The sequence below is a fragment of the Enterobacter sp. WCHEn090032 genome (genome assembly GCF_003986875.1).
GTDB lineage: Bacteria > Pseudomonadota > Gammaproteobacteria > Enterobacterales > Enterobacteriaceae > Enterobacter > Enterobacter sichuanensis.
Genome location: NZ_RXRN01000038.1, coordinates 1 through 17876, shown reverse-complemented (window position 1 = coordinate 17876; position 17876 = coordinate 1). Strand labels below are relative to the sequence as shown.

The 17876-nt window shown below is 55.8% G+C and carries 16 protein-coding genes; 3 read left to right on the top strand and 13 right to left on the bottom strand.

The annotated features are described in order from the left end of the window. Positions 1–34 precede the first annotated feature (34 nt). From fur to ybfF, 4 genes are all read right to left on the bottom strand, one after another. Positions 35–481: a ferric iron uptake transcriptional regulator gene (gene fur, locus EKN83_RS21510; protein ID WP_014169146.1), complete on the bottom strand. Its 447-nt coding sequence runs from the start codon at positions 479–481 to the stop codon at positions 35–37. A gap of 290 nt (positions 482–771) precedes the next feature. Then, positions 772–1302 carry a flavodoxin FldA gene (gene fldA / locus EKN83_RS21505; protein ID WP_008501067.1) on the bottom strand — a complete coding sequence of 177 codons (531 nt, stop codon included), beginning with the start codon at positions 1300–1302 and terminating at the stop codon, positions 772–774. Positions 1303–1457: 155 nt separating this feature from the next. Next, positions 1458–1745: a LexA regulated protein gene (ybfE, locus tag EKN83_RS21500; protein WP_023334913.1), complete on the bottom strand. Its 288-nt coding sequence runs from the start codon at positions 1743–1745 to the stop codon at positions 1458–1460. 128 nt (positions 1746–1873) lie between these two features. Beyond that, on the bottom strand, positions 1874–2647 hold the full coding sequence (gene ybfF / locus EKN83_RS21495; RefSeq protein ID WP_126801671.1) for an esterase: 774 nt from the start codon (positions 2645–2647) through the stop codon (positions 1874–1876). A gap of 183 nt (positions 2648–2830) precedes the next feature. On the opposite strand from ybfF, the gene seqA reads away from it, so the two are divergent. Both seqA and pgm read left to right on the top strand, forming a co-directional pair. Continuing rightward, positions 2831–3379 carry a replication initiation negative regulator SeqA gene (seqA, locus tag EKN83_RS21490; RefSeq protein WP_025756358.1) on the top strand — a complete coding sequence of 183 codons (549 nt, stop codon included), beginning with the start codon at positions 2831–2833 and terminating at the stop codon, positions 3377–3379. Between the two features lie 24 nt (positions 3380–3403). After that, positions 3404–5044, top strand: coding sequence for a phosphoglucomutase (alpha-D-glucose-1,6-bisphosphate-dependent) (gene pgm / locus EKN83_RS21485; protein WP_025756359.1), 1641 nt, complete (start codon positions 3404–3406; stop codon positions 5042–5044). Positions 5045–5134: 90 nt separating this feature from the next. Here pgm and potE read toward each other — a convergent pair whose 3' ends face one another. From potE to kdpF, 9 genes are all read right to left on the bottom strand, one after another. Continuing rightward, entirely contained in the window at positions 5135–6448 is a 1314-nt protein-coding gene (potE, locus tag EKN83_RS21480; protein ID WP_059386050.1) for a putrescine-ornithine antiporter, read from the bottom strand. Then, a complete protein-coding gene (gene speF, locus EKN83_RS21475; RefSeq protein ID WP_126801670.1) occupies positions 6445–8643 on the bottom strand; it encodes an ornithine decarboxylase SpeF in 2199 nt (732 codons plus the stop codon). Before speF ends, potE begins: the two co-directional genes overlap by 4 nt. A 253-nt stretch (positions 8644–8896) precedes the next feature. Next, positions 8897–9001 (bottom strand): leader peptide SpeFL, encoded by a 105-nt coding sequence (gene speFL / locus EKN83_RS21470; protein ID WP_003858645.1) that lies wholly within the window; start codon positions 8999–9001, stop codon positions 8897–8899. Positions 9002–9279: 278 nt separating this feature from the next. Further along, complete coding sequence (kdpE, locus tag EKN83_RS21465) at positions 9280–9957, bottom strand: two-component system response regulator KdpE (RefSeq protein ID WP_025756362.1); 678 nt, start codon at positions 9955–9957, stop codon at positions 9280–9282. After that, the gene (gene kdpD, locus EKN83_RS21460) at positions 9954–12641 is read right to left on the bottom strand and encodes a two-component system sensor histidine kinase KdpD (RefSeq protein ID WP_045286152.1); all 2688 of its coding nucleotides are present in this window, start codon (positions 12639–12641) and stop codon (positions 9954–9956) included. Before kdpD ends, kdpE begins: the two co-directional genes overlap by 4 nt. Next, on the bottom strand, positions 12642–13217 hold the full coding sequence (gene kdpC, locus EKN83_RS21455) for a potassium-transporting ATPase subunit KdpC (RefSeq protein ID WP_126801669.1): 576 nt from the start codon (positions 13215–13217) through the stop codon (positions 12642–12644). It abuts the gene before it with no gap. A gap of 12 nt (positions 13218–13229) precedes the next feature. Beyond that, positions 13230–15278, bottom strand: coding sequence for a potassium-transporting ATPase subunit KdpB (gene kdpB / locus EKN83_RS21450; protein ID WP_045286153.1), 2049 nt, complete (start codon positions 15276–15278; stop codon positions 13230–13232). An 18-nt stretch (positions 15279–15296) separates the two neighbouring features. Beyond that, positions 15297–16976, bottom strand: coding sequence for a potassium-transporting ATPase subunit KdpA (kdpA, locus tag EKN83_RS21445; RefSeq protein WP_025756366.1), 1680 nt, complete (start codon positions 16974–16976; stop codon positions 15297–15299). After that, a complete protein-coding gene (gene kdpF, locus EKN83_RS21440; RefSeq protein ID WP_015386886.1) occupies positions 16976–17065 on the bottom strand; it encodes a K(+)-transporting ATPase subunit F in 90 nt (29 codons plus the stop codon). The genes kdpA and kdpF overlap by 1 nt, the downstream gene beginning before the upstream one ends. A gap of 308 nt (positions 17066–17373) precedes the next feature. Here kdpF and EKN83_RS21435 point away from each other — a divergent pair, with 308 nt between their 5' ends. Further along, positions 17374–17580: a YbfA family protein gene (locus EKN83_RS21435; protein WP_014069366.1), complete on the top strand. Its 207-nt coding sequence runs from the start codon at positions 17374–17376 to the stop codon at positions 17578–17580. Positions 17581–17876: the final 296 nt, after the last annotated feature.

Sequence of the window (17876 nt, the reverse complement as noted above, 5' to 3'; positions counted from 1 at the left end):
CAACCTTGCGGCTGGCTCAGAGCATGAACACAAATTATTTTGCGTCGTGCGCGTGATCATCTTCACGGCAATCGCCTTCAGCACAGTGACCATACAGGTACAGGCTGTGGTTGGTCAGGCGGATGCCATGACGCGCCGCGATTTCACGCTGACGCGCTTCGATGGAATCATCGCTAAATTCAATGACCTTGCCGCAATCGAGGCAGATCAGGTGATCGTGGTGCTGTTGCTGGGTCAGTTCGAAGACAGATTTCCCGCCTTCAAAATTATGACGGGTAACAATGCCCGCGTCATCAAACTGGTTCAGCACGCGATAAACGGTAGCCAGCCCAATCTCTTCACCCATGTCGATAAGACGTTTATAAAGGTCTTCCGCACTGACATGGTGATTGTCTGGACCCTGAAGCACTTCGAGGATTTTTAACCGAGGAAGCGTAACTTTCAGGCCAGCCTTCTTTAATGCGGTATTGTTGTCAGTCATGCGGAATCTGTCCTGTTGCTAAACGATTCACTTCTTAGGAAGTGACAGAAAATGCACCTGGGATAATGCGTCTCATTATAGAACTGCCATGGCTAAATGAAAACTGCAAGTCTCAGGCAAAATATGCTTATAAAAACGTGGTATCACCAACAAACTTGCGCAATGGAAAACCACGTTTTATCAGGGAGACATTGTACAGGTCTGGACGAAAAAGTTAAAAGATTGTAGCGATTAATTTAATCGGTTTGACCTGGAACACGGGCGCAACCGCCGTTGCGCAGTGATAAAACTCAGGCGTTGAGAATATCGTCCAGGTGCAGCTCTTCGCGGATCTGCTTCACCCACTTCTCAACACGCTCTGCGGTCAGTTCAGGCTGACGGTCTTCGTCGATGGCCAGACCCACGAAATGGTCGTCATCCGCCAGGCCTTTAGAGGCTTCGAAGTGGTAACCGGCAGTCGGCCAGTGGCCAACAATCACGGCGCCATTTGGCTCGATGATGTCGCGGATAGTGCCCAGCGCGTCACAGAAATACTCGGCGTAGTCTTCCTGATCGCCACAGCCAAACAGGGCAACCAGTTTACCGTTGAAGTCCACTTCTTCCAGCGTCGGGAAGAAATCATCCCAGTCGCACTGGGCTTCGCCGTAGTACCAGGTCGGAATGCCCAGCAGCAGGATGTCATAGCCTTCGAGGTCTTCTTTGCTGCTCTTGGCGATGTCATGCACATCAGCAACGTCTTTACCGAGCTGTTTTTGAATGTTTTTTGCGATGTTTTCGGTATTGCCGGTATCACTGCCGAAGAAAATGCCGATGATTGCCATGAGTAAAATAACCTCTTGAAACTTAATAGTATGGTGGCGCAATTTGGCCACGGATAAGGGCAATAATAGCAGAACTGGCAACCCTGCGGAAACAGCTATCACGCAGGACTGCACTCTGTGCTACATGAAAAGGGTCATTAAGGGGATTTTCAGACTTATGCCTGGCTGCGCAACGTCTCAAGCTGGGCGATCAACATCTCTTCAATGAGTTCGCTGCGGCTGATATTGCGCGCGTCAGCCAGCTCGTTCAGCGCATCGACGGCGTCGGCGTTAAGCTTCAGTTCGACACGCTTAAGCCCACGATTTTTATCGCGTTTAAGCTGATTGCGTTTATTGATACGCAGCTGTTCATCGCGCGAAAGCGGATTCGTCTTGGGTCGTCCCGGGCGACGCTCATTCGCGAACAGATCTAGTGTCGTACGGTCCGTTTGTTCTTTGGCCATGATTCTGAGACTTCGGGGGAAACACGCCGCCCTGCTAATGCCCGGGCGATAAGCGCGCCATCATACATCACCAAAAACGGCGCGCCAACGACTGGAAGCCCGCAGTCTTCCAGTCGCTCTCTTTTTAATCAATTTGCCGTATCAGAGAGATAGCGACGAATGGCACGCAACACGGCGTCAGGTTTTTCGGCATGAACCCAGTGTCCGGCACCGGCAATGACGTGGGCACGCGCCTGCGGGAATTGCGCCAGTATGGCCTCGCGGTACGCGTCGGTAACATAAGGAGAGTTACCGCCACGAATGAAGAGGGTAGGGTGTGGCCAGGCCGGTACCGTTTCCCAGCCCACGATGTTGTTGTACTGCGCCCAGAGCACCGGCACGTTAAAACGCCATTGTCCGTCCACAAACGATTTCAACAGGAACTGCACAACGCCTTCTTCATCCAGATGGTCACGCATGACGGCCGCCGCCTGTTGGCGGGTCGCGACACCCGCTTCGGTGACCGCATTGATGGCGGCAAAAATGTCGTCATGACGGCGAACGTCGTAATCGACAGGCGCGACATCAATCACCACCAGGCCGTTAATACGCTCCGGCGCACGCGCCGTCAGGGCCATCACCGCTTTGCCGCCCATTGAATGCCCGATGAGGGTTACCTTCTGCAGGCCGTTGGCGTCCAGCGTATCCAGCAGATCCTGCGCCATCGCGGCATAGGTCATCTCGTCTGAACGCCCGGAAAGACCGTGATTGCGCATATCGACCTGCAAAATATCGTGGTCAGTAACCAGATCGCGCGCCAGCACGCCCAGGTTATCCAGACTGCCAAAAAGCCCGTGAACCAGTACGATGGGAGAATTATTGTTCGGCGATTGTGCAGTTTGCGCTCGGGTATTCAATTTCATGGCAAAGTTCTTTTTTTACGTATGTCAGGTTAGGGTATCATGTTGACCATTCTGCCGCCCGGCTGCAAGGTTCCAGTTTAATCTGACTTTTGTGGCCAACCTGGTTTGACGCTATCCGCTGTTGGGATTTGACCTTATAATCCCAATGACTTGTATTCAGATAAGATATCGCACTGGATTAAGATGAAAACAATCGAAGTTGATGACGAACTCTATCAGTATATTGCCAGCCAGACGCGGCATATCGGGGAGAGCGCGTCCGACATTTTACGGCGCATGCTTAAAATTTCCGCCGCTTCACAGCCTGCTACCCCAGTCACCAAAGATGTCGTGTCTCAGCCGGGCGTTGTCGCACAAGCAAAACCTGCCGTGACACCGGCAAAAGATAAAGTGCGCGCGATGCGCGAGCTGCTCCTGTCCGATGAATATGCGGAGCAGAAAAAGGCGGTTAATCGCTTTATGCTGGTGCTGTCTACACTTTATTCACTGGATAACAATGCGTTTGCTGAGGCGACCGAGTCGCTTCACGGTCGTACTCGCGTCTATTTCGCGGGTGATGAGCAGACGCTGCTGCAAAATGGCAACCAAACCAAACCCAAACATGTCCCTGGCACTCCGTACTGGGTGATCACCAATACCAATACGGGCCGCAAGTGCAGCATGATTGAACACATCATGCAGTCCATGCAGTTCCCGGCGGAATTGACTGAAAAGGTTTGCGGTACAATTTAACCCTTGCATCAGAAGGACCCGGTAATGGCAAATCACAGCCGTGCAGGCCAACCTGCACAACAAAGCGATTTGATTAACGTCGCTCAGCTGACCGCGCAGTATTACGTGCTGAAACCGGTCGTGGGCAACGCAGAACACGCAGTGAAGTTTGGTACATCTGGCCACCGCGGTAGCGCGGCGCGCCACAGCTTTAACGAACCGCACATTCTGGCCATTGCTCAGGCCATTGCAGAAGAGCGCGCTAAAAACGGCGTTACCGGTCCGTGCTACGTGGGGAAAGATACCCATGCACTGTCTGAACCTGCCTTTATTTCGGTGCTGGAAGTGCTGGTGGCAAACGGTGTCGATGTGATTGTTCAGGAGAACAACGGTTTTACCCCAACGCCTGCGGTCTCTAACGCTATCCTTGTGCACAACAAAAAAGGTGGCGCGCTGGCGGACGGCATCGTTATCACGCCATCCCACAACCCGCCGGAAGACGGCGGCATCAAATACAACCCGCCTAACGGTGGTCCGGCTGACACCAACGTCACCAAAGTGGTGGAAGATCGCGCCAACGCCTTGCTGGCAGATGGCCTGAAAGGCGTGAAACGTATTTCTCTGGATGCCGCCATGGCATCGGGTCACGTGAAAGAACAGGATCTGGTTCAGCCGTTCGTGGAAGGGCTGGCGGATATCGTCGATATGGCGGCGATTCAGAAAGCCGGGCTGAAGCTGGGCGTGGATCCGCTGGGCGGCTCCGGTATTGAATACTGGAAACGTATCGCAGAGCATTACAAGCTGGACCTGACCATCGTGAACGATCACGTCGATCAGACCTTCCGCTTTATGCACCTCGATAAAGATGGCGCGATCCGTATGGACTGTTCCTCAGAGTGTGCCATGGCGGGCCTGCTGGCGCTGCGCGATAAATTCGACCTGGCGTTTGCTAACGACCCGGATTATGACCGCCACGGTATTGTCACCCCGGCCGGACTGATGAACCCGAACCACTATCTGGCGGTTGCGATTAACTACCTGTTCCAGCACCGTCCGCAGTGGGGCAAAGAGGTGGCTGTCGGTAAGACGCTGGTCTCTTCAGCCATGATCGACCGCGTGGTCGATGCGCTGGGGCGCAAGCTGGTGGAAGTACCGGTTGGCTTCAAATGGTTTGTTGACGGTCTGCACGACGGCAGCTTCGGCTTCGGTGGTGAAGAGAGCGCGGGGGCATCTTTCCTGCGCTTCGACGGCACGCCGTGGTCAACCGATAAAGACGGCATCATCATGTGCCTGCTGGCGGCGGAAATCACCGCGGTCACCGGTAAAAACCCGCAGGAACATTATAACGACCTGGCGGCACGCTTTGGTGCGCCGAGCTATAACCGTATTCAGGCCAGCGCGACGTCTGCCCAGAAAGCGGCGCTGTCGAAACTCTCTCCTGAGATGGTCAGCGCAAGCACCCTGGCGGGCGACCCGATCACTGCCCGTTTGACGGCGGCACCGGGTAACGGTGCATCCATTGGCGGACTGAAAGTGATGACCGACAACGGCTGGTTCGCGGCACGTCCATCCGGTACGGAAGATGCGTATAAAATCTATTGCGAAAGTTTCCTTGGCGCTGAGCACCGTCAGCAGATTGAGAAAGAAGCGGTAGAGATTGTCAGCGAAGTGCTGAAAAACGCGTAAGTGCGGTTTGTGTGCCGGGCGGCACTGCGTTTGCCCGGCCTACAACAACGATCGTAGGCCCGGTAAGCGCTAGCGCCACCGGGCTTTTTTTTAACTGTGCTTATTCTTCAATTCAAACCGTGGTGACACCAGACCGTACAGCGTCCAGCCCATAAAGGTCACCATCGCACCATACAGCATCGCCTCCTGCCCGGATGAGTAGAGCGCATAGAAGCTGTAAATCGCCCCAATCAACGCCACGATGTTCGCCGCGCGCGCTTTGCGTGGTTCCACTTTCGCGACCTTCTGGATAATCACCAGCGCCGCCATCGACAGAATATATGGAATGATATTCGTCACGACCGCCAGGTTGACCAGCACGTTGAACTGGCTGTTCAGCGACGGGCTGATGGTCATCAGCGACAATCCGCTCTGGAAGATGACAATCGCTAACATGCCCTGCACCGGCGCATCGGCTTTGGTCACGCGGGAGAAGATTTTCGGGAAGTAGCCTTCATCAGCCGAAGATTTAAATACCTGAGCGATAGTAAACTGCCAGCCGAGAAGTGACCCGCAGCAGGACATCACCATCAGACCCATGATCACTTTCCCGACGCCTGGAGTGAACATCTGCGCAAAAGCCAGCCCGAACGGCGCCGTGGAGTTTGCCAGGTCCATGTTCGGCACGATGCCTGCAATCACGTTCGTCGAGACGATATAGATCACCGCCGCGCCGAGCGTGCCGCCGAGAACGGCAATCGGGACGTTCTTTTCCGGGTTCTCCACCACTTCCGCATTCGCACAGGCGGATTCCAGGCCGAGGAAGGCCCATAGCGTCATGGCGATAGAAGAGCCCACTGCGGTAAAGAACGGTACATGGTGCGGGTTCCAGGAGTTAGCGTACAGGGTCGGGCTGAACCAGAACCAGCCGATGATGCACAGGCCGACAACCGGGATGATTACGCCCCAGACGGTGATGCTGCTGAGCTGGCCGGTGATGCGCGCGCCGCCAAAGTTGGCCACGGTGCAGATCCACAGCACGCCGATGGTGGCTAAACCAATCTGTACCGGGCTAAGCGTCGCGCCAAACAGCTCTGTGCCGTAACCGACGGCGGAAATAGCAATGGCCACGTTAGCGATTAGCAGTGACACCCCGTAGGTATAGTTGGCCATAAAGTTGCCGGACTTACCAAAGGCATATTCGGCATAGCCCCCCATACCGCCTGACTTGCGGCTGAACATTCCGCACTTGGCAAACGCCCATGCCAGCGCCATTGAACCTAAGGCGGTCACCAGCCAGGAGATAATCGAAATGGTCCCCACTTCTGCAAGCTTGGTGGGCAGCATGATGATCCCCGATCCCATCATATTCACCATAGTGAGGATGGTGAGCTGCATTACGCCCATCTTATTGGACTTACTCATAATGTCTCTCCTTTCAGCAGCGCGGGCTGAGCGGCGGGTTGTTTGATGACATTGCAGCGAACCTGTTTGCGACCCTCGCACTCTTCGACGTAGACCCCCTGCAGCTCGGGCGCAAAGCCCGGTAACAGGTTGATGCCTTCTTCCAGCGCGGCAAAGTAGCGCAGCACGGAACCGCCCCAGACTTCCCCCGGGACAACGCATAGCACCCCTGGCGGATAAGGAAGGGCGCCTTCAGCGGCGATGCGGCCTTCCGCGTCGCGCAGGGAGACCAGTTCCACTTCTCCGCGCAGATAGGCGTAGTTCGCGTCCTGCGGGTTCATCATCACGCGCGGGAAGTGAGATTTGCGGAACATCTCTTTCTGTAGCTGTTTCACGTTGTGGCGGGCGTACAGGTCATGCATCTCCTGGCAGATCTGGCGCAGGGTGTAATCCGCGTAGCGATCCGGATGTTGTCTGCAGATGGAAGGCAGCACCTCTTTTAGCGGGGCATCACTCTCGAGCAGTTTTTCGAAGCGGACCAGCTGTGCCACCAGCTGCTGCAGTTTGCCCATATCTTCCGCTGGCGTGAGCAGGAACAGGATCGAGTTGAGATCGCATTTCTCCGGCACAATGCCATTTTCACGCAGGAAGTTGGCGAGGATAGTGGCAGGCACGCCAAAATTGTCATACTCGCCGGTGCGGGCGTTAATGCCCGGCGTGGTCAGCAAGAGCTTGCACGGGTCGATAAAATACTGGTGCTCAGCGTAGCCTTCAAAAGCGTGCCAATGTTCACCCGGCACGAAATGGAAGAAACGCAGGTCGGTCGCAATTTCCGCCGTGTCCCAGCTTACCCAGGGACGACCATCTACCGTTTCGGGTACGAACGGACGCAGGTAGTGGCAGTTCTCCAGAATTAATTTTCGCGCTTCGATACCGTTCACCACGCAATCCATCCACATGTTGCGGCCGCTCTGTCCTTCATGCATCCGGGCGTTGATGTCCAGCGCGGCAAACAGCGGATAGAACGGGCTGGTGGAGGCGTGCATCATAAAGGCGTTATTCAGCCGCTTATGCGGGACATAGCGCTGCTGGCCTTTGATGTGGCTGTCTTTCTTGTGGATTTGCGAGGTCTGGGAGAAGCCCGCCTGCTGTTTGTGCACAGACTGGGTCACCAGGATCCCCGGATCGTTTTCGTTCAGATCCAGCAGCAGGGGAGAGCAGTCGGCCATCATCGGAATAAACTGCTCGTAACCCACCCAGGCCGAGTCAAACAGGATGTAATCGCACAGATGACCAATCTTATCCACCACCTGACGGGCGTTATAGATGGTGCCATCGTAGGTACCCAGCTGGATCACCGCCAGGCGGAACGGACGCGCATCGCGTGCACGGCCAGGCGCCACCTCTGCCACAAGCTCGCGCAGATAACGTTCATCAAAGCAGTGGGCGTCAATACCACCGATAAAACCGTACGGGTTGCGCGCGGTTTCCAGATAGACCGGCGTAGCGCCTGCCTGAAGGAGGGCACCGTGATGGTTGGATTTATGGTTGTTACGGTCGAACAAGACCAGGTCACCCGGCGTGAGCAGGGCGTTAAGCACCACTTTGTTAGATGATGAAGTGCCATTCAGTACGAAGTAAGTCTTATCGGCATTAAAGACTTTGGCCGCATGCTGCTGGGCGATGCACGGTGCGCCTTCGTGGATCAGCAGGTCGCCCATCGCCACGTCGGCGTTGCACAGATCGGCACGGAAAAGCGTCTCGCCAAAGAAGTCGACAAACTGGTTCCCGGCAGGGTGACGGCGGAAGAATTGCCCGCCCTGATGCCCCGGGCAGTCAAACGCGCTGTTGCCCTGTTTCACATAATCGACCAGGGCGCGGAAAAACGGCGGGCGCAGCTGGGTTTCATACTTCTGCGCTGCCGCTTCAAGTTGACGTCCATAAAAGTCGTTGCTGGTGTCTGAATATTCAAATACGCCATGAATGCGTGATAAATAGTCTGCCGGGATGATCTCTTCTTTGTGCGTCGCGACAAAAACAGGAATACCAAATCCGGTGGCTTCTATTTCGTCCAGTATACCGTCGGTAATATCGCTGACGGCCAGAACAATAGCGGCAACATCAATATAATCCGAGGCCCGCACATCCACCAGTTCACGCTGGGTGGTAAAACAATCCGGACAGGCACGGCTGGCTGCAATTTTTAAACTGTTCATCTTTCTCTCTTTATTTTAGGTAATAAAAGCCTCGATTTCTTGCAAAAAAGAAATCGATAATTTTCCGGAAAAAAAAGCAAAAGGAGGCCGCTGATTAAAAATCAGTGAATTGCTTTTTTATGATGGCAATTCAGTCCGCCTGGTGCGGATGAGTCTGAATCACGTTAAATGAGCGCACGAGGTTACAGGCAACAGCCTGTAAAATAGGGAGTTTCAGGATAACCTGTAAGCGAGTGCGCCAGAAGTCGAAGGACTACCGGGCATTAAAGAGATGAAAGTCAAAGCAGTTTCGGTGGGCAAACATCATGATATGTGTTGTCCGCCTTATATGGGGCATTAAACGATTGTTGTTTTCCATGTTTCATTTTCCTTTCAGTAATTGAAAGCATGGTCATTTTATCCAGGAAAAGGCGATTAACTGTGAAACAGATCACCGTTAACCGATCAAATCAGAAATAAATATTCGTTTTTGATGAATATCGCAGATCAAAATGCTGATTTGTTGATGGTCTGTTAATGGATTGTATTGTTAATGTCTTAAATGAGCGAAAATAACCCGATAAAATAACGGTGAGTTATTTTTGGACTATTTTTCTGGTTGGTTTTGTTTTTATTTAAAATAAAATGAATAGTTATTCAGAGCATAAACCGATAACCGATACCGGTTTCAGTTAATAAATGGCGAGGGCGAGCGGGATCGATTTCGAGTTTCTGACGAAGGTGCCCCATATATATGCGCAAATAGTGACTATGTTCTACGGCATTGGGGCCCCATACCTGACTTAATAGCTGGCGTTGGGTGAGCACCTTGCCGTGGTTGTTGAGCAGCACGGCGAGGAGGCGAAACTCGATTGGCGTGAGATGGATCTCCTCTTCACCGCGCACAATGCGTCGCGCGGCAAGATCAACCCGGATATCACCAAACGTGTAAGTGGGGTCGGCAGGTGTAGAGGCACTGTGACGACGCAGCGCCACGCGAAGGCGTGCCTGCAGTTCGCCGATACCAAAGGGTTTAATCAGGTAGTCATCCGCCCCGGCATCCAGCGCGGCAATTTTATCCGTCTCTTCTGTGCGGGCGGAGAGCACCAGAATCGGCATCTGGCTCCACTGGCGGACTTCCCGAATGAAATCGATGCCGTCGCCGTCCGGTAGACCAAGATCGAGGATCACCAGGTCCGGTTTGCGGGTGGCGGCTTCAATTAAACCCCGCTGAAGCGTACCTGCATCATGCACGCGCAGGCCATCTCCTTCCAGCGCCGCGCGCAGAAACCGACTAATGGCGATCTCATCTTCAACAATCAGAACGTTGATCACAAATCCTCTGGTAATTCATTAAGTTCTGGCGGGGTTTCCAGAGGAAGTGTAACACAAAAACGCGCACCGCCTTCCGGACGATTCTCTGCGGAAATGGACCCGCCGTGAACGTCAATGATCGCCTGGCAAATGGCCAGCCCCAGCCCAACGCCCGGAATGGCCGACTCCTTATTGCCGCGCGCGAATTTTTCAAAAATAGCCAGCTCTTGTCCGGCAGGAATGCCCGGACCAGTATCCCAGACGTCAAGATGCAGCGTTCCTTCTTCCACCGTCGCATCCACGCCAATCCGTGCACTGGCACCGGCATATTTGCCGGCATTTTCCAGCAGGTTGATCAGCACGCGTTCAAACAGCGGGCCATCAACGTGAATCAGGGTGAGTGGCTCGGGCATGTTGAGCGCGATATGCCGCCCACCGAGGCCAGGCTCGAGCATTTTCAGGGCGCTGCCTACCACCTCTTCAAGCGTGAGCCACTCTTTTTTGAGGTTAAAACCGCCTGACTGGATACGCGCCATATCAAGCAGGTTATTCACCAGGCGCGTGGTATTCAGCACGTGCTGGCGGATCTCGCTGGCCTGAAGGGCGTGTTTAGAGCCTTCCGCCGCCAGGTCCAGCGTCAGGATTTCTGACTGACCAAACAGGACGGTGAGCGGGGTTCGAAGGTCATGAGACAGCGCCGCCAGCAGCGAGTTACGAATACTTTCACGTTCGCTTGCCAGCCGGGCCTGCTCTTCGCTGGCGGTGAGCGCCAGCCGTTCCAGCGCGCTGGCCACCAGCAGGGTGAAGGTTTCCAGCAGCCGCTGCTGTTCAGGGATCATCAGCTGGCGCAGGTTGGAGGGCTCAACGATGACCAGCCCCTGATTTTTATCGGCACTGCGCAGGGGCAGAATTTGATAGGGCACGCCGGGCAGGGTGTCGGTCCCTGCGCCAGCCGGTAACCCTTTGTCAAAGCTCCAGCGCGCGATAGCCTCGTCCCAGGGCGTCATGCCCGAGGCCGACGTCAGCGGGCGCAGCTTGCCATGTTCGTCCGGGAGTAAAATCAGGTTGCTGGCATGAAACGTCGAGCGGATAAACTGCTCGCTGGTCTGCACAATATCCAGCGGGGTACGGCCCACCGCCAGCGATTTCGACATCTCATAGAGATGGCGGGTGCGCTGTTCGCGGTAGCGGGCGATACGCGCCTGATAGCGTACGCCCGCCGTCAGATTCCCGATCACCAGCCCGACGGTGAGCATTACCGCAAAGGTGAGTATGTACTGCACATCCGACACGGCGAGCGTTCCGCGGGGGGCAATAAAGAACAGATCGAAGCTGATGACGTTGATAACCGTCGCCAGTACCGACGGCCAGCGCCCGTAAAAGAGCGCCACCACCACCACGCCAAGAAGGTAGATCATCACCAGGTTGGCGGCATCAAAGGCTATCAGCCACTGGCTGGCAATGACGGTGATCAGGGCACAGAGCACCACGGCCACAAGACAGCCGCGGAGCTGAATGCGCCACTTATCGCTGAAGGTGCGGCTGTCCGGTGCGCGGTTGGGTAACGGCGTGGGTTTGTCATCCAGCGCCACGATCACCAGATCCAGATCCGGCGCGCGGTGGGCCAGTTTATCGGCAAAGGATTCGCGGCTAAACCAGCGGCGATGCTGGCGACGGCCAATCACGATTTTCCCCAGGTTATGCTCACGCGCGTAGCGCAGAATGGCTTTATCTTCCTGAGGATCGGAAAGGGTGGCGGTTTCCGCGCCCAGCTCCTGCGCCAGGCGCAGAGAACTCAGAATAGCGCGACGCTGGTTTTCAGGCAGCGCGTGCAGCTGCGGCGTTTCGACATACACCGCGTGCCAGACGCTGCCAAACTTGGCCGCCAGGCGAGCGGCGGTGCGGACAAGTTTTTCATTGCCGCTGCCGTGCCCCACGCACAGCAGGATGGCGTCCCGCGTATGCCAGACGCGTTCCTGTCCCTGCAGGTCACGCCAGGCGCGCATTTGATCGTCCACCCGGTCGGCGGTGCGGCGCAGGGCCAGCTCGCGCAGGGCAATCAGGTTGCCTTTACGGAAGAAATGTTCGATGGCGCGTTCGGCCTGACCGGCGATATAGACTTTGCCTTCATGCAGGCGCTGGCGCAAATCATCGGGGGGCAGGTCGACCAGCACCACTTCGTCCGCGGAATCAAAGAAGGGATCGGGCACCGTCTCACGGACCTGAATGCCGGTCACGCCGCTCACCACGTCGTTCAGGCTTTCGAGATGCTGAACGTTAACCGTCGTGAATACATCGATGCCGGCTTCCAGTAACTCTTCCACGTCCTGCCAGCGTTTTGGATGGCGTGAGCCTGGCGCATTGCTGTGCGCCAGTTCGTCCATCAGGATAAGGGCGGGACGGCGGGCGAGGGCGGCATCGAGATCGAATTCGGTGACTAACCGACCACGATGACTGATGCGTCGGGGCGGCTGAGTGGCCAGCCCCTTCAGCAGCGATGCGGTCTCTTTGCGGCCGTGGGTTTCAACCACGCCGATCAGAATATCGAGCCCCTGCGCCCGAAGCCGCTGGGCTTCTGTCAGCATGGCGAAGGTTTTCCCGACGCCTGCGCAGGCGCCAAAGAAAATTTTCAGTTTGCCGCGATGGGCTTCAGCTGTTTGTTCGAGCAGCCTGTCCGGATCCGGGCGCATGGGCTCGTCGGTCATTTAGTTTTTCCTTAGCGCGTCCAGCGCCAGATTCAGCTCAACAATATTTACCACGGGCATGCCGATAAAGCTGACCAGCGGCTTTTGCGTGTGCTCGGCAACAAGCTGGATAACCTGCTCAACGGTCAACTGACGGGCAGCGGCGACGCGCGGGATCTGCCATGCCACCGCTGCCGGCGTCAGGCTATAGTCCAGCCCGCTGGCCGAGGCGGTTACCAGCTCCACGGGAACATGCTGACTGGCCTGTGGATTAGCGGCGCGAAGAGCGGCCACGCGCTCAGTGACGGCTTTGTCCAGCTCAGGGTTGCTGCCCGCCAGGTTACTGCCGCCGGATGCCATCGGATTATACGGGCTTTCGGCAGTGGCGGAAGGGCGTCCCTGGAAGTAGCGGGCATCCGTAAAGTTCTGACCAATCAGGCGCGAACCGCGGTTTTCTCCATTTTGCATAATCAGCGAGCCGTTGGCCCGATCCTTAAACCACCACTGGCCCAGCGCGGTGGTCACCAGCGGGTACAACCCGCCGGTAATAAGAGACAGCAGAATAAACAGAAGTATAGCGGGGCGTAACATCGTCATTTGATTCACCTTTTAAACCAGGCCGAACAGCGTCAACAGCAGGTCAATAACCTTGATACCGATGAAGGGCACCACCAGCCCGCCCAGGCCGTAAATCCACAGGTTACGGCGCAGCATGGCGGCGGCGGTGAGCGGCTTATAGCTCACGCCTTTCAGCGCCAGCGGGATCAGGAAGACAATAATCAGGGCGTTAAAAATCACTGCGCTCAGAATGGCCGAGGCTGGGGAGTGCAGATGCATCACATTCAGCGCGTTTAACTGCGGATAAGTCGCAGCAAACGCGGCCGGAATGATGGCGAAATACTTCGCCACGTCGTTGGCGATGCTGAACGTGGTCAGCGAACCGCGTGTCATCAGCATTTGCTTGCCGATGTGCACCACTTCAATCAGCTTGGTCGGGTTGGAGTCCAGGTCGACCATGTTGCCCGCCTCTTTTGCGGCCTGGGTACCGGAGTTCATCGCTACCGCCACGTCAGCCTGTGCGAGGGCAGGGGCATCGTTGGTCCCGTCACCGGTCATCGCCACCAGACGGCCTTCCGCCTGATATTGACGAATCAATGCCAGTTTGGCTTCCGGGGTGGCTTCGGAAAGAAAATCATCCACGCCCGCTTCGGCGGCAATCGCCGCGGCAGTCAGCCGGTTATCCCCGGTGATCATCACCGTTTTGATCCCCATCTTGCGCAGCTGGGCAAAGCGCTCTTTGATGCCGCCTTTGACGATGTCCTTCAGGGCAATGACCCCGAGCACGCGCGCCCCTTCGGCCACCACCAGCGGCGTCGCCCCCTGACGGGCCACGCTCTCGACCAGGCTGTCCACTTCCGGTGGGAAATGACCGTTGTTGGCCTCAATGTGGCGACGGATGGCGTCAACGGAACCTTTACGGATCATGCGATCCTGGATGTTGATGCCGCTCATGCGGGTTTGCGCCGTGAAGGGCACGAAAGTGGCATGCAGGCTCTGCACGTCGCGCTGGCGCAGGTTGAAGCGCTGTTTGGCGAGGATCACAATGCTGCGGCCTTCCGGGGTTTCATCGGCAAGGGAAGAGAGCTGGGCGGCATCCGCCAGCGTTTTTTCATCCACGCCCGGGGCGGGTAAGAAGTCTGACGCCTGGCGGTTACCCAGGGTGATGGTCCCGGTTTTATCCAGCAGCAAGACATCCACGTCACCGGCGGCTTCCACCGCCCGCCCGCTGGTGGCGATGACGTTGGCACCGAGCATGCGGCTCATACCGGCCACGCCGATGGCCGACAGCAGACCACCAATGGTGGTGGGGATCAGACAGACCAGCAGTGCCACCAGAACAGTGACGGTGACCGCGGTGCCGCCATAGGCGGAGAACGGCCAGAGCGTTGCCGTTGCCAGCAGGAAGACGATGGTCAAGGCCACCAGCAGGATAGTCAGCGCAATTTCGTTAGGGGTTTTCCGACGCTGCGCGCCTTCCACCATGGCGATCATCCTGTCGAGGAAGGTCTCTCCCGGGTTAACGCTGCACTGGATCACCAGCCAGTCGGAGAGAATGCGTGTCCCGCCCGTCACGGAGGCGAAATCGCCGCCGGATTCACGGATCACCGGCGCAGATTCACCGGTGATGGCGCTTTCGTCCACCGATGCGCCCCCCTCAATAACTTCCCCGTCGCAGGGGATGATGTCGCCCGCTTCCACCAGCACCACATCGCCTTTACGCAGTTCATCCGCCGGAACGTGGTCCATCTGCGCGCCGTATTTTGGTTCACGTAGCTTGCGCGCGAAGGCAGTTTTTTTCACTCCTTTCAGGCTGTTGGCCTGGGCTTTACTCCGGCCTTCCGCCAGCGCCTCTGCGAAGTTGGCGAACAGCACGGTAAACCACAGCCACAGGCTGATGGCTCCGGTAAACATCGCGTTTCCCGGCATGTGGCCCGTTCCCATGGCGATCGCCAGGGCGGTGGTCAGGACGCTTCCCGCCCAGACAATAAACATCACCGGGTTGTGCCACTGCACGCGCGGGCTGAGTTTTTTCACCGCATCCATGAGCGCCTGGCGAACTAATGACGGTTCGAACAGGGCCAGTTGTTTACGACTCATGACAATTTCTCCGCAAAATCAGCGTAAAGAGAGGTATTCCGCGACCGGGCCTAACGCGAGGGCGGGGATAAAGGTCAGGGCGCCGACCAGCAACACGGTGCCCGTCAGCAGGCCGATAAACAGCGCGCCGTGGGTCGGCAATGTGCCGGTAGTGGTCGGTTGAATTTTTTTATTCACCAGCGATCCGGCAATCGCCATAACCGGCACAATGATCCCGAAGCGACCCACAAACATGCAGAACGCCAGCAGACAGTTCCAGAACGGTGAGTTGGCGCTTAAGCCTGCAAAGGCGCTGCCGTTGTTGTTGGCGGCAGAGGAGACGGCATAGAGCACTTCGCTAAAGCCGTGGATCCCGGGGTTAAAAATGCCGCTGCGTCCGGCCTCGGTCATCAGCGCCAGTGCGGTGCCGAGCAGTACAAGCGCCGGGGTGACCAGAATCGCCAGTGCGGTTAATTTCATTTCGCGAACGTCGATTTTTTTCCCCAGGTATTCCGGTGTGCGGCCAATCATCAGACCGGCAATAAACACCGCCAGCAGTACGAACAGCAGCATGCCGTAAAGACCGGAGCCCACGCCGCCAAACACCACTTCGCCAATCTGCATCAGCCACATCGGGATCATGCCACCCAGTGCGGTAAACGAGTCATGCATGGCGTTAACCGCCCCGCAAGAGGCTGCCGTGGTAACCACCGCATACAGACTGCTGGCGAGAATGCCAAAGCGGCTCTCTTTCCCTTCCATGTTGATCGCGCTATCGGCACCCAGTGAAAGGAAGTGCGGATTACCCTGCCATTCGGCCCACATCACCAGCGCTACGCAGACTACAAAGATAAGCGACATGGTCCAGAGCAGGGTGCGCCCCTGACGGCGATCGTTGACCACGTCGCCAAAGGCGAAGCAGAGCGCAGCGGGGATCAGGAAGATCGCCAGCATCTGCACAAAATTGGTTAGTGCGGTGGGGTTCTCAAACGGATGCGACGAGTTGGCGTTAAAGAAACCACCCCCGTTCGTCCCCAGCATCTTGATGGCCTCCTGTGACGCCACCGGGCCCATCGGCAGGAGCTGTTTTGCGCCTTCAAGGGTGGTATATGACGTGTAAGGCAGCAGGTTTTGCAGGGAGCCTTGCTGAATAAAGAACAGCGCGATCAGCAGCGCAATCGGCAGCAGGATCCACAGGGTAATGCGTGTCAAATCGACCCAGGCATTTCCAAGGGTACTGATTTTTTGACGCGCAAACGCACGCGTCAGGGCAAAGATCACCGCGATACCGCTGGCAGCAGAGAGGAAATTCTGCACGGTTAACCCGGCCATCTGGCTGAAGTAGCTTAGCGTGGTTTCACCGGCATAGGACTGCCAGTTGGTGTTGGTGACAAAGCTGACCGCCGTGTTCAGCGCAAGATGCCAGGACAAACCCGGTAAGTGTTGCGGATTCAGCGGCAGGTTGCCCTGCAGCATTAGCATGGCAAAAAGCGCAATGAGCCCCGCGATATTGAGCAGCAGAATGGCGAACAGGTATTCACGCCAGTTCATCTCCCGATCGTCGATTCCCAGTACACGCCAGATCCCTTTTTCAACGCTTCCCGTGCCGGGCAAGGGGACGTTGTTAATCAGCCGTGCCAGTACCGATCCCAGCGGCCTTGCCAGAACCAACAATACCGCTAAGAAGCTGGCAATAAGCAAAAACGCCTGAGCAGCCATCAGAATGCCTCCGCGTTAATCAGGGCATAAACCAGATAACCCAATAACAGGAACACCAGCACGATGCCGGTAATAAGACCTGCACTCACAATCCACCTCCGGGTGACTTTTGTTGTTGCTCTAACGGTAGGATTTGCGGCGCAAAGATTTCGCAAAAATGAGAAGGGCGGGTGTAAAAAAAGTATAAAAATGGCAAAAGCCACAATTTAACTATTGATAAGTAAATCGTTAACTTTTTTGTAACTTAATTACGGCGTGAAGGTAAATTTTCACTAAACAGACGAAAATAAGTGGTCGGATGAGTAGTAAAATTACAAACAAAGCGATATTATTTTAGCCAGGTCACAGATTTTGAATTTTCCGGATGACGTTTCCGGCCAACTATAGGGGAGAAAATATGGATCTTTATAAAGAGTATCCGGCTCATATCGTGTTCATGCGTCGCACTTTCGCCGTAGTGGCTGGTGTACTGGCCCTGCCGGTGATGCTGTTCTGGAAAGATCGTGCACGTTTTTACAGCTATCTGCACCGCGTCTGGGCGAAAACCAGCGAGAAGCCGGTGTGGATGGACCAGGCCGAGAAAGCGACCTGCGATTTCTACTGATACTAAGACGACACACAGCAATAAAAAAACCGCCAACAGCAATGTGGCGGTTTTTTTGTCCCTCGGGATTCGCGGTCCGTTGGGTGATTTTTCAGGCTCTCACACAGAGGTTTTCAAGCATACTTCTGCAAGCTGAAGATTCAAACGCTTGGATCCTAAATATATTCTTAAAAACAATTGCAATGGATTACGCTTCGTGCGTGCGGAGATTACTATGCAGCGTCCCTTTCCGCCATCTCGCAAATGGGCACCGGTCACGGGAGAGGTATTTCCACAACCGTGAGTCAGGCTCCACA